Source organism: Paenirhizobium selenitireducens ATCC BAA-1503, assembly GCF_000518785.1.
Lineage (GTDB): Bacteria > Pseudomonadota > Alphaproteobacteria > Rhizobiales > Rhizobiaceae > Allorhizobium > Allorhizobium selenitireducens.
In genome coordinates this window covers 293643-314910 of record NZ_JAEG01000007.1, presented here as the reverse complement: position 1 = coordinate 314910, position 21268 = coordinate 293643, and the positions used below count along the sequence as shown (strand labels likewise).

The 21268-nt window shown below is 63.9% G+C and carries 24 protein-coding genes and 1 tRNA gene; 9 read left to right on the top strand and 16 right to left on the bottom strand.

Annotated features, from left to right (window positions below):
• Positions 1 to 58: 58 nt before the first annotated feature.
• The 5 genes from L867_RS0111335 to L867_RS0111315 form a co-directional block, all read right to left on the bottom strand.
• Positions 59 to 1060, bottom strand: a complete 1002-nt coding sequence (locus L867_RS0111335; protein WP_028736992.1) for an NAD(P)H-quinone oxidoreductase — start codon at positions 1058 to 1060, stop codon at positions 59 to 61.
• Between the two features lie 112 nt (positions 1061 to 1172).
• Positions 1173 to 2975, bottom strand: coding sequence for a bifunctional diguanylate cyclase/phosphodiesterase (locus tag L867_RS0111330; protein ID WP_028736991.1), 1803 nt, complete (start codon positions 2973 to 2975; stop codon positions 1173 to 1175).
• Between the two features lie 184 nt (positions 2976 to 3159).
• Positions 3160 to 3300: a hypothetical protein gene (locus tag L867_RS27345; protein ID WP_156951560.1), complete on the bottom strand. Its 141-nt coding sequence runs from the start codon at positions 3298 to 3300 to the stop codon at positions 3160 to 3162.
• Between the two features lie 16 nt (positions 3301 to 3316).
• On the bottom strand, positions 3317 to 3853 hold the full coding sequence (locus tag L867_RS25085; protein WP_084638524.1) for an RrF2 family transcriptional regulator: 537 nt from the start codon (positions 3851 to 3853) through the stop codon (positions 3317 to 3319).
• A gap of 46 nt (positions 3854 to 3899) precedes the next feature.
• On the bottom strand, positions 3900 to 4364 hold the full coding sequence (locus L867_RS0111315) for a group III truncated hemoglobin (RefSeq protein ID WP_028736990.1): 465 nt from the start codon (positions 4362 to 4364) through the stop codon (positions 3900 to 3902).
• A gap of 233 nt (positions 4365 to 4597) precedes the next feature.
• On the opposite strand from L867_RS0111315, the gene betB reads away from it, so the two are divergent.
• Together betB and betA are read left to right on the top strand one after the other, a co-directional pair.
• A complete protein-coding gene (gene betB / locus L867_RS0111310) occupies positions 4598 to 6061 on the top strand; it encodes a betaine-aldehyde dehydrogenase (protein ID WP_028736989.1) in 1464 nt (487 codons plus the stop codon).
• Between the two features lie 317 nt (positions 6062 to 6378).
• The gene (betA, locus tag L867_RS0111305) at positions 6379 to 8031 is read left to right on the top strand and encodes a choline dehydrogenase (protein WP_028736988.1); all 1653 of its coding nucleotides are present in this window, start codon (positions 6379 to 6381) and stop codon (positions 8029 to 8031) included.
• 3 nt (positions 8032 to 8034) lie between these two features.
• Here the strand turns inward: betA and L867_RS0111300 are convergent, their stop codons facing one another.
• The 7 genes from L867_RS0111300 to L867_RS0111270 all read right to left on the bottom strand — a co-directional run bounded on the left by L867_RS0111300 (position 8035) and on the right by L867_RS0111270 (position 13261).
• Positions 8035 to 8334: a type II toxin-antitoxin system RelE/ParE family toxin gene (locus tag L867_RS0111300; protein WP_028736987.1), complete on the bottom strand. Its 300-nt coding sequence runs from the start codon at positions 8332 to 8334 to the stop codon at positions 8035 to 8037.
• Complete coding sequence (locus tag L867_RS0111295; RefSeq protein ID WP_028736986.1) at positions 8331 to 8603, bottom strand: YlcI/YnfO family protein; 273 nt, start codon at positions 8601 to 8603, stop codon at positions 8331 to 8333. Before L867_RS0111295 ends, L867_RS0111300 begins: the two co-directional genes overlap by 4 nt.
• Before the next feature lie 70 nt (positions 8604 to 8673).
• Positions 8674 to 9711 (bottom strand): sulfate/molybdate ABC transporter ATP-binding protein, encoded by a 1038-nt coding sequence (locus L867_RS0111290; RefSeq protein ID WP_028736985.1) that lies wholly within the window; start codon positions 9709 to 9711, stop codon positions 8674 to 8676.
• 12 nt (positions 9712 to 9723) lie between these two features.
• Complete coding sequence (gene cysW / locus L867_RS0111285; RefSeq protein ID WP_408605973.1) at positions 9724 to 10605, bottom strand: sulfate ABC transporter permease subunit CysW; 882 nt, start codon at positions 10603 to 10605, stop codon at positions 9724 to 9726.
• Positions 10589 to 11443 (bottom strand): sulfate ABC transporter permease subunit CysT, encoded by an 855-nt coding sequence (gene cysT, locus L867_RS0111280; RefSeq protein WP_028736983.1) that lies wholly within the window; start codon positions 11441 to 11443, stop codon positions 10589 to 10591. Before cysT ends, cysW begins: the two co-directional genes overlap by 17 nt.
• Before the next feature lie 98 nt (positions 11444 to 11541).
• Positions 11542 to 12567 carry a sulfate ABC transporter substrate-binding protein gene (locus L867_RS0111275; RefSeq protein ID WP_028736982.1) on the bottom strand — a complete coding sequence of 342 codons (1026 nt, stop codon included), beginning with the start codon at positions 12565 to 12567 and terminating at the stop codon, positions 11542 to 11544.
• Between the two features lie 247 nt (positions 12568 to 12814).
• Positions 12815 to 13261 carry an RrF2 family transcriptional regulator gene (locus tag L867_RS0111270; RefSeq protein ID WP_028736981.1) on the bottom strand — a complete coding sequence of 149 codons (447 nt, stop codon included), beginning with the start codon at positions 13259 to 13261 and terminating at the stop codon, positions 12815 to 12817.
• 259 nt (positions 13262 to 13520) lie between these two features.
• Between L867_RS0111270 and L867_RS0111265 the strand changes: the two genes are divergently transcribed.
• The 3 genes from L867_RS0111265 to cysN all read left to right on the top strand — a co-directional run bounded on the left by L867_RS0111265 (position 13521) and on the right by cysN (position 16907).
• Positions 13521 to 14270 carry a phosphoadenylyl-sulfate reductase gene (locus tag L867_RS0111265; protein WP_028736980.1) on the top strand — a complete coding sequence of 250 codons (750 nt, stop codon included), beginning with the start codon at positions 13521 to 13523 and terminating at the stop codon, positions 14268 to 14270.
• 209 nt (positions 14271 to 14479) lie between these two features.
• On the top strand, positions 14480 to 15430 hold the full coding sequence (gene cysD / locus L867_RS0111260) for a sulfate adenylyltransferase subunit CysD (protein ID WP_028736979.1): 951 nt from the start codon (positions 14480 to 14482) through the stop codon (positions 15428 to 15430).
• A 1-nt stretch (position 15431) separates the two neighbouring features.
• Positions 15432 to 16907 (top strand): sulfate adenylyltransferase subunit CysN, encoded by a 1476-nt coding sequence (gene cysN / locus L867_RS0111255; protein ID WP_028736978.1) that lies wholly within the window; start codon positions 15432 to 15434, stop codon positions 16905 to 16907.
• 82 nt (positions 16908 to 16989) lie between these two features.
• Here cysN and L867_RS0111250 read toward each other — a convergent pair whose 3' ends face one another.
• Together L867_RS0111250 and L867_RS0111245 are read right to left on the bottom strand one after the other, a co-directional pair.
• Positions 16990 to 17271 (bottom strand): DUF6522 family protein, encoded by a 282-nt coding sequence (locus L867_RS0111250; RefSeq protein WP_028736977.1) that lies wholly within the window; start codon positions 17269 to 17271, stop codon positions 16990 to 16992.
• A gap of 194 nt (positions 17272 to 17465) precedes the next feature.
• A tRNA-Pro gene (locus tag L867_RS0111245) sits at positions 17466 to 17542 on the bottom strand.
• Between the two features lie 313 nt (positions 17543 to 17855).
• Here L867_RS0111245 and L867_RS0111240 point away from each other — a divergent pair.
• Positions 17856 to 18254 carry a hypothetical protein gene (locus L867_RS0111240; RefSeq protein WP_028736976.1) on the top strand — a complete coding sequence of 133 codons (399 nt, stop codon included), beginning with the start codon at positions 17856 to 17858 and terminating at the stop codon, positions 18252 to 18254.
• Positions 18255 to 18346: 92 nt separating this feature from the next.
• On the opposite strand, the gene L867_RS0111235 is transcribed toward L867_RS0111240, so the two are convergent.
• Complete coding sequence (locus L867_RS0111235) at positions 18347 to 19309, bottom strand: flagellin N-terminal helical domain-containing protein (protein ID WP_408605972.1); 963 nt, start codon at positions 19307 to 19309, stop codon at positions 18347 to 18349.
• A 304-nt stretch (positions 19310 to 19613) separates the two neighbouring features.
• On the opposite strand from L867_RS0111235, the gene L867_RS0111230 reads away from it, so the two are divergent.
• Together L867_RS0111230 and L867_RS0111225 are read left to right on the top strand one after the other, a co-directional pair.
• Complete coding sequence (locus tag L867_RS0111230; protein ID WP_146086600.1) at positions 19614 to 19874, top strand: hypothetical protein; 261 nt, start codon at positions 19614 to 19616, stop codon at positions 19872 to 19874.
• 126 nt (positions 19875 to 20000) lie between these two features.
• A complete protein-coding gene (locus tag L867_RS0111225; RefSeq protein WP_037173133.1) occupies positions 20001 to 20330 on the top strand; it encodes a hypothetical protein in 330 nt (109 codons plus the stop codon).
• Between the two features lie 94 nt (positions 20331 to 20424).
• Here the strand turns inward: L867_RS0111225 and L867_RS0111220 are convergent, their stop codons facing one another.
• Positions 20425 to 20664: a DUF2798 domain-containing protein gene (locus L867_RS0111220; RefSeq protein WP_028736972.1), complete on the bottom strand. Its 240-nt coding sequence runs from the start codon at positions 20662 to 20664 to the stop codon at positions 20425 to 20427.
• Positions 20665 to 20935: 271 nt separating this feature from the next.
• Between L867_RS0111220 and L867_RS0111215 the strand changes: the two genes are divergently transcribed.
• On the top strand, positions 20936 to 21241 hold the full coding sequence (locus L867_RS0111215) for a hypothetical protein (protein WP_028736971.1): 306 nt from the start codon (positions 20936 to 20938) through the stop codon (positions 21239 to 21241).
• The last annotated feature ends 27 nt before the right edge of the window (positions 21242 to 21268 follow it).

The following is a 21268-nucleotide window of genomic DNA, read 5'->3' as shown; positions in this document are numbered from 1 at the left end:
TTGCTGCGTAGTCCCGCGAACAGGCATGCGGCGGACCGCCGAAAACGCCCACCAGCTCTCACCCCACCTTCATCACGATCTTGCCGATATGCTGCGAGCTTTCCATCAGCCGGTGGGCCTCGACGACGTCGTCGAAGGGCAGGACGGTGTGGATGACGGGGGCGACGGTGCCGGCTTCGAGCAGCGGCCAGACCTCGGCGACCAGTTCGTCGCGGATGCCGCGTTTCTCCTCGGCGGTGCGCGGGCGCATGGTGGAGCCGGTGACGGTCAGGCGCTTGACCATGATCGGGCTGAGGTCGACCTTGTCGGCGACGGCGCCGCCGAGGAAGGCGATGATCGACAGGCAGCCGTCCTTGGCGAGACAGGAGAGGTTCTTCTGGAAATAGGCGGCGCCGATCATGTCGAGCACGGTGTCGACACCGCGCCGACCCGTCTCGGCCTTGATGACTTCGACGAAATCCTCTGTCCTGTAGTTGATCGCCCGCTTGGCGCCGAGATCGGTGCAGGCCTGGCATTTCTCGTCGGAGCCGGCGGTGGCGAAGACTTCCGCGCCGAAGGCTTTTGCCAGCTGGATCGCGGTGGTGCCGATGCCGGACGTGCCGCCGTGGATCAGCACGGTTTCGCCTTCGGTGAGCCCCGCCATCTGGAAGAGATTGGCCCAGACCGTGAAAAAGGTTTCCGGCAGGGCCGCGGCCTTTACTGCGTCAAAACCCTTCGGCCAGGGCAGCGCCTGGCCGGACGGAACCACGCAGTATTCGGCATAGCCGCCACCATTGGCGAGCGCGCAGACCTTGTCGCCGATGGCGAATTCGGTGACGCCCTCGCCGAGCGCCACAACCTCGCCGGCAATCTCCAGCCCGAGCACGGGGCTTGCATCCTTGGGCGCCGGATAGGTGCCCTGGCGCTGGGCGACATCCGGGCGGTTGACGCCGGCGGCTTCGACACGGACCAGGATCTCACCGGTCCTCGGCGCAGGCAGCGGGCCGGTGGCAAGGGTCATGACCTCGGCCGCACCGAAGGACGGCAGGTCGACGAAACGCATGGAGGCGGGAAGCGGCATGGCGGAACTCCTATCACTCGCGTCGGAGGCTTCCGACATAGGGCATGGCCCGCGATCTGAAAAGGAGGCTCATTGACGCGGCGGCCTTTTGCGGCGCTTCACGGCAGTGCCCTTAGCGCCCCGAATAGAGGTCGATCACCAGGCCGCTGTCGCTGCTCTTCGCCTTCTTCTTCAACTCGGCGATCTCCGACGAGACGCGGTTGACGTCGTCGATCACCAGGCCCTGCGGCAATTCCAGCACGCCGATCGAGCAGCGCATCAGCGGGAACTCGCGGTCGCGCCCGTGGCGGTCCTGGCCCTGGATGCGCCCCGCCGCACGATCGTCCTCGGAATAGAGTTCGACCACGTCGTCGTGGAAATCGGACAGAAGGCGGTCGAGGATTTCGGTCAGTTCCTCACGCGTCCAGTCACGCAGGCCGATGAAGAAATCGTCGCCGCCGACATGGCCGAGAAAATCGCCCTCGGCGAAGAAATAGCGCCTCAGCACGGCGGCAAACAGCGAGATGGCGTGGTCGCCGCTCTGGAAGCCGTAATGGTCGTTGAACGGCTTGAAGTGGTCAAAATCGCAATAGCAGAAGAAGCGGGTATCGTCGCCGTCGCGGGCAAAATCCTGCATCAGGTCGCGGATGGCGCGGTTGCCGGGCAGCCCGGTCAGCGGGTTCTGGTCCTGCGCGGTCTTCAGCTGTTTCTCGTTGATGATGCGGATCAGCGAGGCGGCCGAGACGACGCCGGCATAGCGCATGTTCTCGGTGAGGATCACGCAGTCGGAACCGTCCATGTTGGCGAAGATCGACATCAGTCGCTCGGCATCCGCGTCGAGGCCGACAATCGGCGCGCGCTCGACGAAATGCGAGATCGACCGCTCGTAGACCTTGTTCTTCAACAGGTCGCGGCCGAAGGGCTGGTAGATGAATTCCTTCAGATGGAACTCGTTGATGATGCCGCGCGGCTCGCCATTGGCGTTGAGCACGGGGAAGAAGGACTGGCGCGGATTGCGGCGGAAGAGATCGAAGACGCTGTCGATGCTCTCGTGCTCGAACACGGTCGGCATGTGTTCGATCTGCCGGCGGATGAGGATTTCGTCGAGCGACTGGGCGCTGCGGCGCACCTTGCCGATCTCCTGCAGATGGGGAAAGGACGGCTTCAGCTCGTTCATCAGCGTGGTCGGGCGGGCGATGAACCAGCCCTGCACGAGGTCGACGCCGAATTCGCGGCAGGCGATGAATTCGGCTTCGGTCTCGATGCCCTCGGCAATCACCCGCACACCCAGCACATGGCAGAAGTTGACGATGTTCTTGACGAGGTGGCGCTTGCGCGGATTGCCGTCGAGGCCGGCAATGAAATGGCGGTCGATCTTCACATAATCGAGCGGAAAATCGCACAAAAGCTTCATCTCGCCATGGCCGACGCCGAAATCGTCGATCGCCAGCTTGAAGCCGGATTTCCGGAGCCGCGCCACGAGGCCGGCGAATTCCGGCACACTGGTATTGTCGAAGCGCTCCGACAGTTCGAAGCAGATCGACGAGGGCGGAATATTGGCCTGGCGCAGGTGCTGCAGCACGCTGTCGACCAGTTCGTCGCCGCGGGCGATCAGCCGGACGTCGAGATTGAGAAAGAGCGTGGTGTCGGAAAAATGCGGCAGGGTCGCGAATTTGGCGAGCGCCCGGCTCGCCACCATCTGCTCCAGCGCCACAAGATGGCCGGCGGCGGCGGCCTGATCGAGCAGATCAAGCGGACTGTCGAAACCGATCCGGTCGTGGCCGCGCATCAGGCTCTCATAGCCGAACACCGCGCCGGTGCCGACCTCGACGATCGGCTGAAGGGCATTTTCGACGACGAGCTTAGCAAGGGTCAGCAACTGGTCATTGGCGAAACGGCGCAAGATGCCTGTCTCCACCGCGGCGCCCGGAACCATGATCTTTCTCCAAAATCCATTTGTTTTTATAGCGGCAAGGTTGCCTTGCAATTCGTCAAGAAAACCTTTCTGCAGTGTGAAGGTTTGATGAAGGTTATGTGTCGTGCTCCGGAGGCGCACCCGTGACCTCCGCGGCGCGCGGCGGTCCGTAAAGGGCGGCAGGGTGAGCGGCTGAAAGCTGCGATCAGACGAACATCATCAGCACGGCATAGCCGACGGTGACCATGACCAGGCCGACGACCAACATCGGCAACAGGGAACTGCCGCCGTCGATCGGCTGGGCCGTTAGGGTCTTCGGGGTGTCGTTCTTCGGGGTCTCGACCATGGTTCTTCTCCTTGGTTCAGGGCGCAGATGGGTCAGGCAGGGTGTCCGGCGAAATCGGCGCGGCGTCACCGGCCGCAGTGACCGCCGCCGTCTTGCGGCGATAGGATCGGCGCGGCCTTTCCGGCGCATCCGGCAGGATGGCGGCGAAGGCCGTGGGCGCGAGGACGATGTCGGCGAGCGTGTAGCGGTCCAGTGTCGACAGGAAAGAGCCGATCGCCTCACCCATCATGCCCGAAAGCTTGCAAGCCCGCGTCAACACACACTGGTTGCCCGTGGCAAAACATTCGACGACGGCAAAGTCCGGCTCCGTCAGCCGCACGACATCGCCGATGCGGATCGTTTCGGCGGAGCGGGCGAGGACCAGGCCTCCCGACCGTCCGCGCATGGCGGTGAGGAAACCGCCGCGCGTCAGCGTGTTGGCGACCTTGTTGAGATGGGTCCGCGATACGCCGAAGGCGCGCGAGGCGGCCTCGATCGTGAATGTCTTCTCGCCGCTCGAGGCCGCGAACATCAGCATGCGCAGGGCGTAGTCGGAAAAACTCGTCAGGCGCATGGTCTGGCTCCCTGCTGCGGCTCTCCTGCGCCGCGTCCCGCCCCGGTCACAGCGCGTCCTCGGCGATCGGCTGAATGTGGATCGCGTTCTCACCGCGATGGAAGGCGATCGCCAGTCGGAAGCTGTGGGCGATGCGCAAGGCCCTGTTCATGAACAATTGCGCGACCTCGGGCGGACAGAGCCGCCGCACGGTGGCGCGGAACAGCGAAAGCCAGCGGCGAAAATGCCGTTCGTCGAGACCCGGGATCGCCAGATGCGGCGGCAGCGGCCGGCCGTCATAGCGCGAGGTGCGCAAAAGCGTCGCCGACCAGAAATCGCACATCTTTTCGAGATGCCGCGGCCAGGCCTCGGCGGCGATCGCTTCGGAAAAGACCGGACCCAGCAGATCGTCGCCAAGGATCTCATCGTAGAAACCGTGGACCACGGCGCGAACCATCCCCTCGTCCAGCATGTCGGGCAAGGGAATGCCGTCAATGACGATGGTCCTGTCGATCCGGCTTTCCTCGATCACCCGTCTGCCCGCCTGTCTTCCCTAATAATGATATTTCGAACCTGCGCTGTAAAAGATAGATTGTCAATCTATGTTTAAATCGTCACGCGCCGACGGCCGGCGTTGCAAGTGACCGGGATGTGTCGCAAACGGAACGGAATGTGACCCCGGTAAAAGGGGACTCTGGTCCAAGGCCCGCTTATATGCTTGGCTCACCGAAGAAGTACCGAGCCACTGCCAGACCGGGGTCGATCATGCGCGCACAGCCGAAAGCCTCTCACTTCATCGACGGGGAGTATGTCGAGGATACCGAGGGCACCGTCATCGAGAGCATCTATCCCGCCACCGGCGAGGTGATCGCCAAGCTGCATGCCGCGACCCCGGCCATCGTCGAGAAGGCGATCGCCTCGGCCAAGCGGGCGCAGAAGGAATGGGCGGCCATGAGCCCGATGGCGCGCGGCCGCATCCTCAAGCGCGCCGCCGAGATTATGCGGACGCGCAACCGCGCGCTTTCGGAGCTGGAAACGCTCGACACCGGCAAGCCGATCCAGGAGACGATCGTCGCCGACCCGACCTCCGGCGCCGACAGCTTCGAATTCTTCGGCGGCATCGCGCCGACCGCGCTGAACGGCAGCCAGATCCCGCTCGGCGGCGACTGGGCCTATACCAAGCGCGTGCCGCTCGGCGTCGTGGTCGGCATCGGTGCGTGGAACTATCCGCAGCAGATCGCCTGCTGGAAGGGCGCACCGGCGCTAGCCGCCGGCAATGCCATGGTGTTCAAGCCCTCGGAAGTGACCCCGCTCGGCGCCTTGAAGATCGCCGAAATCCTGATCGAAGCCGGCCTGCCGAAGGGCGTCTACAACGTCATCCAGGGCGACCGCGACACCGGCCCGCTGCTGGTCAGCCATCCCGACGTCGCCAAGGTGTCGCTCACCGGCTCGGTGCCGACCGGCCGCAAGGTGGCGGGCGCCGCGGCCTCCCAGTTGAAGCACGTCACCATGGAGCTCGGCGGCAAGTCGCCGCTGATCATCTTCGATGACGCCGATGTCGAAAGCGCGATCTCGGGCGCCATGCTCGCCAATTTCTATTCCACCGGCCAGGTCTGCTCGAACGGCACCCGCGTCTTCGTGCACAAGGGGATCAAGAACCAGTTCCTCGCCCGCCTCAAGGAACGCACAGAGGCGATCCTGATCGGCGATCCGCAGGACGAGGCGACCCAGATGGGTCCGCTGGTGTCCTGGGCGCAGCGCGAGAAGGTGCTCGGCTATATCGCCAAGGGCAAGGCCGAGGGCGCCACGCTCCTCACCGGCGGCGGCATTCCCAACAATGTTTCGGGCGAAGGTTACTTTGTCCAGCCGACCGTGTTTTCCGACGTGACCGACGACATGACCATCGCCCGCGAAGAGATTTTCGGCCCGGTGATGTGCGTGCTCGACTTCGAGGACGAGGCGGACGTGATCGCCCGCGCCAATGCCAGCGAATTCGGTCTGGCCGGCGGCGTCTTCACCGCCGACATCACCCGCGCCCATCGCGTGGTCGACGAACTGGAAGCCGGCACGCTGTGGATCAATACCTACAATCTCTGCCCGGTCGAAATCCCCTTCGGCGGCTCGAAGCAATCCGGCTTCGGACGGGAAAATTCGGCCGCCGCGCTGGAGCACTATACCGAGCTGAAGACAGTCTATGTCGGCATGGGCAAGTGCGAGGCGCCGTATTGATTTTCCTCTTCTCCCCCGCGGGGAGAAGATGCCCGAAGGGCAGATGAGGGGGCGCTTGCGAGGCTTCGCCCCCCTCATCCGGCTGCCGCCACCTTCTCCCCGCTGGGGAGAAGAGGGACGACGACCGGCGCCGTATTGAGATCCTTCTCCCCCTTGGTGGGGGAGAAAGCAAAATCAACAGCTTAGCGAAGCTAAATGTTAGATTTTGCAAGTGAGGGGGTACCCCCTCACCTGCGATTTCTAGCACTTAGCTGACGCTAAGATGCTGAAATCGCTTCCTCTCCCACAAGGGGAGAGGCGGCGCAGGGGGCTAGGACATGCAAAACGCAGACTTCATCATCATCGGCTCCGGATCGGCCGGATCGGCTATGGCCTATCGCCTGTCGGAGGACGGCAAGCACACGGTGCTGGTGCTGGAATATGGCGGGTCGGATGTCGGGCCGTTCATCCAGATGCCGGCGGCGCTGGCCTGGCCGATGAGCATGAAGCGCTACAATTGGGGCTATCTTTCGGAGCCGGAGCCGAACCTCAACAACCGGCGCATCACCGCGCCGCGCGGCAAGGTGATCGGCGGGTCGTCCTCGATCAACGGGCTGGTCTATGTGCGGGGACACGCCGAGGACTATAACCGCTGGGAAGAGCTCGGCGCGCGCGGCTGGGCCTATGCCGACGTGCTGCCCTATTTCAAGCGGATGGAAACCTCCGACGGCGGCGAGGCCGGATGGCGCGGCACCGACGGGCCGCTGCATGTGCGGCGCGGACCCGTCACGAACCCCCTCTTCCACGCCTTTATCAAGGCCGGCGAGCAGGCCGGCTTCGAGCTCACCGACGACTATAACGGCTCCAAGCAGGAAGGCTTCGGCCTGATGGAGCAGACGATCTACAAGGGCCGGCGCTGGTCGGCGGCGAACGCCTATCTGAAACCCGCGCTGAAGCGGCCGAACGTGTCGCTCACCCGCTGCTTCGCGCGTCGCGTCATCATCGAGAACGGCCGCGCGGTCGGCGTGGAGATCGAGCGCAACGGCAAGGTCGAGGTGGTGCGCGCCAATCGCGAGGTGATCGTCTCGGCCTCGTCGTTCAATTCGCCGAAACTGCTGATGCTGTCGGGCATCGGGCCGGCGGCGCATCTGAAGGAGATGGGGATCGAGGTGGTCGCCGACCGTCCCGGCGTCGGCGCCAATCTGCAGGACCATATGGAATTCTATTTCCAGCAGGTGTCGACCAAGCCGGTCTCGCTCTATTCTTGGCTGCCGTGGTTCTGGCAGGGGGTCGCCGGCGCGCAATGGCTGCTTTCCAAGGGTGGGCTTGGCGCCTCCAACCAGTTCGAGGCCTGCGCCTTCCTGCGCTCCGCGCCCGGGCTGAAGCAGCCGGACATCCAGTATCACTTCCTGCCGGTCGCCATCTCCTATGACGGCAAGGCGGCGGCGAAAAGCCACGGCTTCCAGGTGCATGTCGGCTACAACCTGTCGAAGTCGCGCGGTGCGGTCACGCTGCGCTCGCCCGACCCGATGGCCGATCCGGTGATCCGCTTCAACTATATGAGCCATCCGGAAGACTGGGAGAAGTTCCGCCACTGCGTGCGGCTGACCCGCGAGATCTTTGGCCAGCAGGCCTTCGACCAGTTCCGCGGGCCCGAGATACAGCCGGGCGAAGGGGTGCGGAGCGACGAACAGATCGACGCCTTCCTGCGCGAACATCTGGAAAGCGCCTACCACCCCTGCGGCACGTGCAAGATGGGCCGCGCCGACGACCCGATGGCGGTGGTGGATCAGGACTGCCGGGTGATCGGCGTCGAGGGCCTGCGGGTGGCCGACAGCTCGATCTTCCCGCACGTGACCTACGGCAACCTCAACGGCCCGTCGATCATGACCGGCGAGAAGGCCGCCGACCATATCCTCGGGAAGCAGCCCCTGCCCCGCTCCAACCAGGAACCCTGGACCAATCCGCGCTGGGAGACGAGCGACCGCTAAGGCTCAGTGGTAATCGTCCTCGCGCTGGTGGCGGATTGCGGCGATCGTGAGGATCTCGTCGCTCTCAATGCGATACAGAACGACATAGCCGGCGGAGCCGAAGGGCACGAGCAGCTCTCTTGTCAGAGGGTCGTCAGCGGCAGCCTTTCTGTGGCTGAAGGGGAATATCGCCAGAGACGCAATCGCTTGCTGCATGGAGACATAGGCCCGTTCGGCCAGGTCCAGATCATAGGCGATCAGATAGTCGTACAGCCGGTCGATATCGTCCAAGGCCTCTTGGGTATACCTGATCGTGTAGCTCATCTGGCCTTGGCGGCCTTGGCAGCATCAAGCTTCGACTTCATCATCGAAAGCACATCCTCGGTCGTATAATAAACGCCCGTGCGCTCCGACTCCGCCAGCGAAGCCAGTCCCCTGGCAATGAATTCGGCCTGGGTCTTGCGGTAGTGGATCTGGGCTTTCACCGAATTCTCGACGAATGCGGAGAGGCTTTCGCCCTCCTCGAGCACGCTTTCGGCGGCGGCCCGCAATTCGGGATCGACGCGGAGAGAGGGAAGCGTTGCGGTCTTCATGGAAACCTCATGCGTTGCAAATGCGATGCATTGTGCGACGCGGAGGGAGAAACGTCAATCCGCCGGCCCTTTATTGCCCGAACAGCTTCCACCGTGTCGGACGGAAACGGATGTCGGCGCCGACGGCGACGGGGGCGTCGAGGGGCACTTCGATTTCGAGATGGTAGGGCTCGTGGCCGTCATTGGCGACGTCGATCTCGGCGATGCGGGTGCCGGCGAGGCGGCGGCAGGCGGTGACCTTGCCGTAGAGCGAGTGGCTGTCGGTGGTGACGACGACGTCCTGCGGGCGGAAGAACAGTTCGCCCGGCCCCTCGCCGTTCTCGGTCGTGCCAACCGGTTCGCCCTGGAACAGCACGGTCTTGTCGCGGACCGTGACGGGCACATGCGAGGACTCGCCGATAAAGGAGAAGACGAAGGGCGAATTGGGCGTGTCGTAGACGTCGTCGGCGGTGCCGACCTGCTCGACCCGGCCCTGGCTCATCACCACGACGCGGTCGGCAAGTTCCAGCGCCTCTTCCTGGTCGTGGGTGACGAAGAAGGTGGTGTGGCCGGTGCGGTCGTGGAATTCCTTCAGCCAGCGGCGCAGTTCCTTGCGCACCTTGGCGTCGAGCGCGCCGAAAGGCTCGTCGAGCAGCAGAACGGTCGGCTCGATCGCCATGGCGCGGGCGAGTGCCACGCGCTGGCGCTGGCCGCCTGAGAGCTGGGCCGGATAGCGCTTCTCCAGACCCGACAGATGCACCATGTCGAGCAGGTCGGAGACGCGCTTGCGGATTTCATGGGCCGGCGGGCGGTTGGCCTTGGGGCGAACCTTGAGGCCGAAGGCGATGTTTTCCGCGACCGTCATGTGGCGGAACAGCGCATAGTGCTGGAAGACGAAGCCGATATGGCGCTCCTGCACGCTCTTTTCCGAGGCGTCCTCCTCGCCGAAGAAGATCTTGCCGGCGGTCGGCTGTTCGAGCCCGGCGATCAGGCGCAAAAGCGTCGTCTTGCCGGAGCCGGACGGGCCGAGCAGCGCGATCAACTCGCCCGAGCGGATCGACAGCGACAGGTCGTAGAGTGCCGGAAACTGGCCGAACTCCTTGCGGATATTGGTAATCGTGACATCCATCGGGAGGACCTTTCAGTGTTTGCGGCTGCCGGCGATCGCGTGGCCGTAGCGAAGTTCCAGAACGGTCTTCAGCGCCAGCGTCACGAGGGCAAGGAGAGCAAGGAGCGTCGAGACGGCGAAGGCCGCGACGAAGTTGTATTCGTTGTAGAGGACCTCGACATGCAGCGGCATGGTTTCGGTGAGCCCCCGCACATGGCCGGACACCACCGAGACGGCGCCGAACTCGCCCATGGCGCGGGCGTTGCAGAGCAGCACGCCGTAGAGCAGGCCCCATTTGATGTTGGGCAGCGTCACGTACCAGAAGGTCTGCCATCCGGTCGCACCGAGCGAGAGTGCGGCCTCCTCGTCGCCGGTGCCCTGTTCCTGCATCAGCGGGATCAGTTCGCGGGCGACGAAGGGGAAGGTGACGAAGACGGTGGCGAGCACGATGCCCGGCACGGCAAACAGGATCTCGATGCCGTAGCTCTTGAGGAACGGGCCAAGCACGCTCTGCGAGCCGAACAGCAGCACATAGACCAGGCCGGAGATGACCGGCGAGATCGAGAACGGCAGGTCGATCAGGGTGATCAGGAAGGTCTTGCCCTTGAACTCGAACTTGGCGATCGCCCAGGCGGCGGCCACGCCGAACACAAGGTTGAGCGGCACGGCGATCGCCGCGACCGTCAGGGTCAACTGGATCGCCGACAGCGTATCCGGATCGCCCAGCGCCTCGAAGAAGGCGGGAACGCCCTCGCGGAAGGCCTCGATGAACACGAGGAGCAACGGCAGGAGCAGTACGAATGCCATGAAGGCGAGCGCAACGGCCATCAGCGAGAAGCGCGCGAGCGGGCTTTCGGTCGAGGCGTCGCGGAAACGGGGCTTGGCCACGGAGGCGGATTTAGCGGACATTGGCATATCTCCTCCGGCTCCACATCTGCAGCAGGTTGATGAACAGCAGCATGGCGAACGAGATCGCCAGCATGATGCAGGCGATCGCGGTGGCGCCGGCATAATTGAACTCCTCCAGCCGGATGACGATCAGGAGCGGCGCGATCTCGGAGACATAAGGAATGTTGCCGGCGATGAAGATGACCGAACCATATTCGCCGACGCCACGGGCAAAGGCGAGCGCAAAACCGGTGAGGATCGCAGGGGTGAGCGCCGGAAGGACGACCATGCGCAGCGTCTGGAACCGGGTGGCGCCGAGCGTGGCGGACGCCTCCTCGACCTCGCGGTCGAGCTCCTCCATCACCGGCTGGACCGTGCGCACGACGAAGGGCAGGCCGACGAAGACGAGCGCCACGACGATGCCGACCGGGGTAAAGGCGATCTTGATGCCGAGCGGCGCCAGGAGTGAGCCGATCCAGCCGTTCGGCGCATAGAGCGCGGCAAGCGAGATGCCGGCGACGGCGGTCGGCAGGGCGAAGGGCAGATCGACCACCGCGTCGAGCAGGCGGCGGCCGGGAAAATCATAGCGCACCAGCACCCAGGCGACGATGACGCCGAACACGGCATTGATGGCGCCGGCCACAAGCGCCGAACCAAAACTCACCTTCAGGGCGAGCATGGTGCGCTCGTCGGTGGCGATGGCGAAGAACTCCTCCCAGCCGAGCGAGGCGGAGCGCCAGACCAGTCCCACCAGCGGGATCAGGATGATCACCGTGAGATAGAAAATCGTATAGCCGAGCGTCAACCCGAAGCCCGGCAGGATGCTCGGCTGGCGCCAGTTCTTCATGGTTCGTCCTGTCGTCATTCCCGTGTCCCGTCGTCCATAATGCCCCGAATTGCGCCTGCGACAAGCCCCGGCCTCATCGCGAGGTCGGGGCTTGTCGCAGGCGGATGGACGATCGCCTACCGAGCCGGCTTGTAGATCTGGTCGAAAATGCCGCCGTCGGCGAAGTGGGCGGGCTGCGCCTTGGCCCAGCCGCCGAAGATCGGATCGTCGATCGTGACGAGATCGATCTTGGCGAATTTCGCCAGGTCTTCTGCAGCCACCAGTTCCGGCTTGGACGGACGGTAGAAGTGCTTCACCGCGATCTTCTGGCCTTCTTCCGAATAGAGGTACTGCAGATAGGCTTCTGCGACCTTGCGCGTGCCCTTGGCGTCGACATTGCCGTCGACCACGGCAACCGGAGGCTCGGCGAGGATCGACTGCGGCGGCGTGACAATCTCGAAAGTGTCCGCACCGAATTCGGCACCGGCCAGATAGGCCTCGTTTTCCCAGGCGAGCAACACGTCGCCGATCTGGCGCTGGGCAAACGTCGTCAGGGCGCCCCGCGCGCCGGTATCGAGCACGGGCGCGCGCTTGAAGAGCTCGGCGATATATTCGCGGATCTTCGCCTCGTCGCCGCCATACTGCTTGTGGGCCCACGCCCAGGCGGCGAGATAGTTCCAGCGGGCACCGCCGGAGGTCTTCGGGTTGGGGGTGACGATCTGCACGTCGCCCTTCACCAGGTCGCCCCAATCCTTGATCCCCTTGGGATTGCCCTTGCGGACCAGGAAGACGATGGTCGAGGTGTAGGGCGAGGAGTTGTTTTCGAGGCGGCCCCGCCAGTCCTTGGCGATCTTGCCGGTCTTTTCGGCGATGGCGTCGATGTCGCCTTCGAGCGCCAGCGTCACGACATCGGCATCGAGGCCGTCGATCACGGAGCGGGCCTGCTTGCCGGAACCGCCGTGCGACTGACGGATGGCCACGTCCTCGCCGGTCTCGGCCTGCCAGCGCTTGGCGAAGGCGGCGTTGTACTCCTTGTAGAGTTCCCGGGTGGGGTCATAGGAGACATTCAGCAGGGTCGTATCGGCATGCGCTGAAACCACGAGGCCGGTCGACAGGGACAGGCCGACAAGGAACCTGGCGAGCTGTTTCGTAAAGCTGTTCATCGCAACCTCTCCTTTGCTCCAATTCGTGAGGTTAAGACTACTGGACAGGTCGTGTTAGTCAACGCGAGCGGAAAAATAGCAAAACAGTACCCTGAGCCGCAGGGCGCGGGAAAACGCGGGACCGTCCCCCGTGCAAGAACGCAGGTAATTTCGTTCGCCAAACAGCGATGTCACAGAAAAGTCACGTTGGCGAAATGCACCGGCCACGGGCACCGGAGCGAAATATTTCACGTCCCGGACGGCAGACTCAAGCCGTTTCCTCGACCGCGACCGAGGCCGGGTGTCCGTTGAGCGCATCGGCGATCGTCGTGGAAAACAGCACGGCGCGCGTTTCGTCGGCGACGCGGGCAAAGACGTGGCGGACCTCGCAATCGCTTTCGCCGTTGCAGTCCTCGCAGCGCCGATAGGCGGTCAGCGACAGGCAAGGCAGCGGCGCGATCGGCCCATCGATCAGCCGCAGCACCTCGCCATAAGTGATCTCGGCCGCGGGTCTCAGCAGAAGATAACCGCCCTGCTTGCCGCGACGGCTGGTGACCAGGCCGTTGCGCTTCAGGTCCAGCAGGATCTGTTCGAGGAATTTTTTCGGGATGTTCTGCCGATCGGCGATGTCGGAAATCTGCAAGGGCTCGCCGACCTCGGCGCGTGCCAGGGCCGAAAGCGCTCGCAAGGCGTATTTGGCTTTCTGCGAAATCATCGAGGAACCGATTGCTGGCCGATGCGGTCTGCGGACCGCCTGTTCCGCAGCGTTTAGCCCAATTCGCATGGAAAAACAAATTTGCGCCGGCTATTCTGGCGGACGGACGAGGAAGCGGGCGCGGCGGCGGCTTTTCTTCCGAATGCGCCCGCGAGAGAGATATTTGCTCGCCGGTCCGGTTGTTTGGGAATGGCTGTTTCTCGTCGTCCCGGCATTTTGTTGCGATACTTTCACATAGCTCAGCTAGCAGGATCGACACATGACCTCCCAAGACCAGCAGATGCGCGCGGCACGGCTCGATGCCGAACTGGCCAACCTCGACCTTTCCGGTCGGCTTGCCCTCGTCGCCGCGTTCGGCGGCCGCGCCGTCTTCACCACCAGCCTCGGCATCGAGGACCAGGTGATCACCGCCGCGATCGGCCTGGCACGGCTGCCGATCGAAGTCTCGACGCTCGAGACCGGCCGGCTGTTCAAGGAAACCGTCGACCTGATCGGCGAGACCGAGGAGCGCTTCGGCCTGTCGATCAAGCGCTTCCATCCGGAACAGGACGACATCGACGCCTATGCGGCGAAATACGGCCTGAACGGCTTCTATGAAAGCGTCGAGGCCCGCCATGCCTGCTGTCATGTGCGCAAGCTCGTGCCGCTCGCCAAGGCCCTTTCCGGCGCCGCGATCTGGGTCACCGGCCTTCGCCGCGGCCAGTCGGGCAACCGGGCAACCACGCCCTTTGCCGAATACGACGCCGAACGCAATCTCATCAAGGTGAACCCGCTGGCCGACTGGTCGCTCGAAGACATCAATGCCTATGTCGAGGCCGAGGCGGTGCCGACCAATCCGCTGCACAAGCGCGGCTATCCCTCGATCGGCTGCGAGCCGTGCACCCGGGCGATCAAGCCCGGCGAGCCGGAGCGCGCCGGCCGCTGGTGGTGGGAGAACGACGAGAAGCGCGAATGCGGCCTGCACGTGCCGGAAGCGGCAGCGACGCCGCTGGAACGCACGCCGGCCTGAACTGGAAACAGGAATTCACCCCCCTCTGTCGCTTCGCGACATCTCCCCCTCAAGGGGGGAGATTGGAGCGCCAGACCACCGCCGACCCACTGTCCCGGAAGATAGGGACGACAGTGGCAAGCGATCTCCCCCCTTGAGGGGGAGATGCCCGGCAGGGCAGAGGGGGGTCCACGAAACGCCGCCATCGGTGGCGCCAAGGACAAGAGACAATGCATCATTCGGAATTCGACCCCCATTCCAAGGATCAGCCGGCCAAGCCGCCGCTCGATCCGCATCTGAAGGCGCTGGAGAACGAGGCGATCCACATCTTCCGCGAAGTGGCCGCCGAATTCGACAAGCCGGTCATGCTTTATTCGATCGGCAAGGATTCGTCCGTGCTGCTGCACTTGGCGCGCAAGGCCTTCTATCCGGGCCGGGTGCCCTTCCCGCTCTTGCACGTGAATACCGGCTGGAAGTTCGCCGAGATGATCGCCTTTCGCGACGAGATCGTCGAACGCTACGACCTCGACCTGATCGAGCACATTAATCCGCGCGGTGCGGCCGAAGGCGTCACCCCGTTCAGCCATGGTTCGGCGCTCTATACCGACATAATGAAGACGGAAGGGCTGCGCCAGGCGCTCGATGCCGGCCAGTTCGACGCCGCCTTCGGCGGTGCGCGCCGCGACGAGGAAGCGAGCCGCGCCAAGGAGCGCATCTATTCCTTCCGCACCCCCGACCATCGCTGGGATCCGCGCAACCAGCGGCCCGAACTGTGGAACATCTACAACGGCCAGATCCGCCGCGGCGAGAGCGTGCGTGCCTTCCCGCTGTCCAACTGGACCGAGGTCGACATCTGGCGCTACATCCAGGCCGAGGACATTCCGCTGGTGCCGCTCTACTACGCCAAGAAGCGGCCTTACGTGGAGCGTGACGGCATGATGATCCTCGCTGAGGATCCGCGCCTCGAACTGCTGCCCGGTGAAGTCAAGCAGGAAGGCATGATCCGCTTCCGCACGCTCGGCTGCTTCCCGCTGACCGGCGCCATCCGGTCCACCGCCTCGACGCTGGACGAGGTGATCGCCGAGCTTGAAATCGCCACCGTGTCCGAGCGCCAGGGCCGGGCCATCGACCGCGACCAGTCGGGATCGATGGAGAAGAAGAAACGCGAAGGATATTTCTGAGATGACCGCCGCCATTACCGCCCTCGCCGCCGAGCTTCCGCAAGTCCATCCGGCCTTCGTCACCCGCGATTCGCGCCCGCTGCGCCTCATCACCTGCGGCTCGGTCGACGACGGCAAGTCGACGCTGATCGGCCGCCTGCTGTGGGACACCAAGGCAGTCAAGGAAGACCAGGCCGCGACGCTGCACCGCGATTCGGGCAAGCAGAACGACCTCGGCCTGCCCGACTTCGCGCTTTTGCTCGACGGCCTGCAGGCCGAACGCGAACAGGGCATCACCATCGACGTCGCCTATCGCTACTTCGCCTCGGACAAGCGCTCCTTCATCGTCGCCGACACGCCCGGCCACGAGCAGTATACCCGCAACATGGCGACCGGCGCCTCGACCGCCGATCTCGCCATCCTGCTGGTCGATGCGCGTACCGGCCTTTTGGAGCAGACCCGCCGTCACGCGACCATCGCCTCGCTGATGGGCATCAAGCAGTTCGTGCTCGCGGTCAACAAGTTCGACCTCGTCGGCTACGACCGCGCCGTCTTCGACCGGATTGCCCATGATTTCAGGGAACTGGCGCTGACGCTCGGCGTGCGACAGGTCACCGCCATACCGATGTCGGCACTGAAGGGCGAAAACGTCGTCTATTCCGGCGCGGCCGTCATGCCATGGTACGACGGCCCGACGCTGGTCGAAGCGCTGGAACTCGCAACCCTGCGCTCCGCCCAGACCACCGGCTTCCGCCTGCCGGTGCAGCGCGTCTGCCGCCCGGGCGAAAGCTTCCGCGGCTATCAGGGCACGGTCGCCGGCGGCGCGGTGAAGCCCGGCGACGGCGTGGTGATCCTGCCATCCGGCCAGATCGCCAACGTCAAGCAGATCGTCACCTTCGACCTGGTGCGCAATGCGGCGGTCGCCGGCGACGCCATCACCCTGGTGCTCGACCGGCAGGTGGACGTGTCGCGCGGCGACATGATCGTCTCGCTCGACAGCCAGCCGCAGACGGGCCTGTCCTTCGACGCGCATCTCGTCGCGCTGCAGCCGGACGGCATCCAGCCGGGCAAGCGCTACTGGCTGAAGTCGGGCTCGCGCCGCCAGCGCGTGCAGGTCAATCCGGTCAGCCAGCTCGACCTGAAGTCAGGCAAGTGGAACCCGGCCGAGGCGCTCGCCATGAACGCCATCGGCAAGGTGCATCTCGCCTTCGACGAGGCGGCGATCTTCGACCCCTATGAGCAGAACCGCTCGACCGGTGCCTTCATCCTGATCGATCCGGACACCAACAATACGGTGGCCGGCGGCATGATCACCGCCAAGCGGGCTGATCTCGGCGGGCTGAACGCCAATGACGGCCGGGTGATCCTGTCGCTGCCGGCGGATCTCGCCGAACAGATCATGGCGACCGAACTGCTCGCCAGCCGCCGCGACGAGGTCGAAACCCGCCGCGTCACCAATGCCGCCGCCCGCGACCTGTTCGACCGCATCGACGGCTAACCTCTCTCTCCCAGGACGCCAAGCGTCCCGCATGCCCGCTCCCTTACCCGGAGCGGGCTTTTTTCGTTTCCGAGGGATCGAATCAGGGCTTGCCGTCGCGGCGGAGCGGAGCGCCGCGGGCGATGTTCAGTTCCTCGCGCATCACCCGGCCCTCATTGTCGAGAACGGCGCGCCAGATGCGATTGCCGATGCGCAGGCTCAGGCGGCTGGTGCCGGCATCCTCGCCCTCGCCCACTTCGACGGTGCTCTTGACCAGGCCCTGCTCCTGCTGGCGGCGGAAGTCCTTCGGCGCGAGGCCGAAACGCTGCGCGATCTCGACCGGATCGAGAATGAAGTCGCCATTGCCGTCGCGTTCGATCTGCATGACTGGGTCGCTCCTCGCCGCGCGTTGGAGGTTCGCGGCCACGCCGCCACAACGCCATGCGTTCGGCGCGCGGTCAAGGACAGAGAAGGGCAATGGACGAGACGGGCTCCAAGCGCCGTCCCGGGCGGCAGGCGCCGCATCGCGGCACACAGGGCCAGAAAAGAAAAAAGCCCGGTTTCCCGGGCTTTTCTAGCTGGTCGGAGTGGAGTGATTCGAACACTCGACCCCCACGTCCCGAACGTGGTGCGCTACCAGACTGCGCTACACTCCGTGCCAGCGGCGCCTCTATAGACCAGCGTTTTTTGTTGCACAAGCGGTGATTTGAAGAATTCCGCCGAAAGACAAAAATTTCATGACAGGCTCCGGTCCGCGCCGATCGCCCGGGATGGCGGGAACCCCTGTCACGGCGCCAGAACGTGGCCGCTTGGCATCAATGGCGAAAAATCGCGCGATGCGGCCAAAGGAGGCGATTTCCATTAACCCGGATTGGGGCTAAAGCCCGAGATGCGAAACCGCGCCGACGGGCGGAGAATCAGGGGTCTCCCGGCACGCGTTTCGCCGAGAAAAATTCAAGGGACAGAGAAATGAATTTCCGCGTGATCACCATGGCCGGCCTTGCGCTGGCGCTTGCCGGTTGCACCACAACGGGTGTCGCCACGAACCCGATCGAAGCCCGCTGGAACGGCCAGCAGGCCGGCGCCTTCTTCGCCAAGTTCGGCCCGCCCACCACCGACACCCAGACCGGCGGCACGACGCTCTACACCTGGCGCGGCGGCTACAAGAACCGCACGGTGCCGGCCGTCTACGAGGACCTCGGCAATGGCAAGAAGGGCAAGATCCTGACGCCCGCCCGCACCGAATACCTGCGCTGCGAAGTGCAGCTGACGGTTTCGCCGGACTATGTGATCCGCGGCATCCGCACCGTCGTCGACAAGCGCACCGGTGGCAACAGCTATTGCGAGGAATTCCTCGCCGGCGCGTGATCGCCGCCGACACATAGGCACGCGACATAGAGAAAGCGCTCCGGTCGGGGACCGGAGCGCTTTCTTTTTGTCGGTGTTTCAAACGCGGCGCGTCAGAGCAACAGATCGAGGAAGCGTTCGGTCCCGGAATTGGCGATCTGCAAGGCCTGGATGCCGAGCTGTTCCTGGGTCTGCAGCGCCCTCAGCCGGGTGGATTCGGCATTGAGGTCGGCATCGACCATCTTGCCGACGCCGAACTCGATCGAATCCTGCAGGTCCTTGGTGAATTCGGTCTGCAGCTCGATGCGGGTGCCAATGGCGCCCAGCATGGTCGCCACATCGATGGTGCGCTCGGCCATGGCATCGACGACGCTGATCATTTCCTCGATCTCGGCGCCGGTCGTCGTGTCAGTCAGGGTGATCTCGTCGTAGGCGCCGCCGTTCTCGCCATTGAACAGCACCCAGTCCTTCGAGGTGCCAAGCTCGGCGGCAAAGCCGGCCCCCGTCAGGATGCCGCTGTCGCCCGAAAAATCGTCGACCAGGAAATTGACGTCGGAGGTGCCGGCCGTCCCGGCGATCTCGTAGGTGATGTTCGTCACCGTCACGCCGCCATCAGCATCGCGCCGGAAGGAGCCGACCAGCTGGCGGTCGACGTCGTCGGCGACATCGGTGCGCTTCAACCAGTTCTGTTCGGCGAAGCTGGACGAATTGGCGATGGTCTTCAGCTGATCCTTCAACTGGTTGAGATCGGTATTGATCTTGTCCCGGTCGACCCCCGCCTCGCGCGACAGCACCAGGAGCTTCTTGAACTCGACCAGCACGTCGGTGGCGGCGGAGTAGCCGTTGGTGGCGCTGTCGACGATCCCGCCCGCAAGGCCGAGGGCATCCTCGACGGCAGACAGCATTTTGTTGTCGGAGCGCATGGTCGTGGCGATCGACCAGTAGGCGGCGTTGTCGGCCGCGGTGGCGACGCGCTGGCCGGAAGAGACCCGGGACAGAGTGTCGTCGCGATTGCCCGTCGTCGATCTGAGGACATCCAGCGCAAGAATAGCGCCGTTATTCGTGTTAAAACTCAACATAAAACACCTACGCAATACTTGGCTTCTTGCGGAGGACGCCGTGGATGACGCCCTCCTAGAAGAAACTCAAAACAAACACGCCTCACAAACGCACTACCTACTGGAAGCATGGTCTTTATACATGCGTTAGGGTTAACACTTGCCTTACGCGCTTTAGAATTTATGGTTAATATTCAGTATATTACATCGCGGCACTGGAAATGCGCGCAAAGGCCTGCAACTCTTGCGTCAACAGGCGACGGCGGCGGGCGGGATTGCGCTGGCCCTTGACTACGTTCCCGTTTTGTTTCATTTGCTTTTCATGGCCGTCAGCATCGACACCCTCGGCAAGGCGATCCGTCACCACATGTTCGTGGTGGCGACCTGCCGCCGTTGCGAGCGCCAGGCACGCTTTCTCGCCAGCGACCTCGGCGGCGTCTACGGCCACGGGCGCGACCCGCGCAGCCTGCCCTTCCGCTGCACCGTGTGCGACAGCCGCGACTGCAGGGTGACCCTGATGGAGCCGCCCTTCGACCGCACGCCCGAAACGATCGTCTGGCGGCCGGTGAAGATCCGCGGGTGACCGCCGGTCGATGGATCGCCATCGCCGCATGGTGAATGAAAGGCTAACGATCCATTCACTCGGGGTTCAGCCGCGATATCGATAAATCCCCCTCGCCCGATATTGGGTGTCAAAGGATTGTCTCACATGCATAAACTGAAACTCGCCCTGATCGCTTCGACGCTGGTCCTGTCCGCCGGCGCTTCCCATGCGGAAGATCTCGTCTTCACGCTGAAGAACGGCACGAAGTCGGTGCTGAACAATTTTCACGCCTCGCCGGTCGGCGTCGACAAGTGGGAAGACGACATCTTCGGCCAGGACGTTCTTGAGCCGGGCGAGAGCATGCAGATCACCATCGCCGACGGTCGCGACAACTGCGACTACGACATGCGCTTCGAATTCCAGGGCGACGCGCTCGAAACCACGACCGACACGCAGAACCTCTGCGAAATGGGCGAATACACGATCCAGGAATAAGCGGCACGCCTCGCCGCTGCCCTTGTGCCCGCCGGGAGGTACCCGGCGGGCTTTTCCTTGTCTGGGTGCGACGGCAGACCTTCAAGTCAGCGTCTCACTTGCCGGCGATCGACTTCCTTCCGCAGATCCGGACGGCCAGACCAAAGCCGAGCCTGCTGACGAACAGGGTCAGGACGAAGGCAATCGGCCAAGCCATGGCGAACTGTCCGGGCCAGGCATGCAGCCACTGCGCGGTCGGGCCGAGGACCAGCAAGGACATGATGCCCGACATCGAGGCGGCCATCATGAAGGTGATGAAGACCTGGGCAAGCAGAAGGGTTTTCTTGTCGTACATAGGGGCTCACTGTCTGAGGGTCGTGCGTGACAGGAGCCAAAAACTGTCACGGCACCACCCTGATTGGGGTTGGTGCCGTGGGTTCGCGAAACGCGACCATATCCCGCAGGGCGGGGACCGGAATAACCACACCGGTCTCGAATTTTTTCGGCAAGCGCCTGACTAAAGCAGGCAGATCAGAAGTCAAGTCCAATGCCGGACCGGCGCCCGCCCCGTCTTGCGAAATCCACAAAGCCATGGGAGGCTTGGGCGATCTCAAGGGAAGACGCGCATGAAGTACATTCTCGCCACGACCATTCTCTGCACCGCTCTCGCCACGCCCGCCGCCGCCGCCCTTTCGGGTTATTACGACAGCGCGGAAAAGATCACCACGATCCTTGCCAGCAGCACTGTGGCGGATGCCGTGCGCCAGGCGCCGGTCGGCTCGATCTCCAACACCGGCACGCGCAAGGACGGGGCCAGCGAATGGCAGGTCCGCACCCAGGAATGCGATCTCCTGGTCTACCTGATCCCCGTCCTGCCGGACGGTCCCGGCAAGACCACCTACAAACTCGAGGTTCCGGGCAAGTGTGAGTAGCGGACAGGCGAAACGGAACGGCGGCAA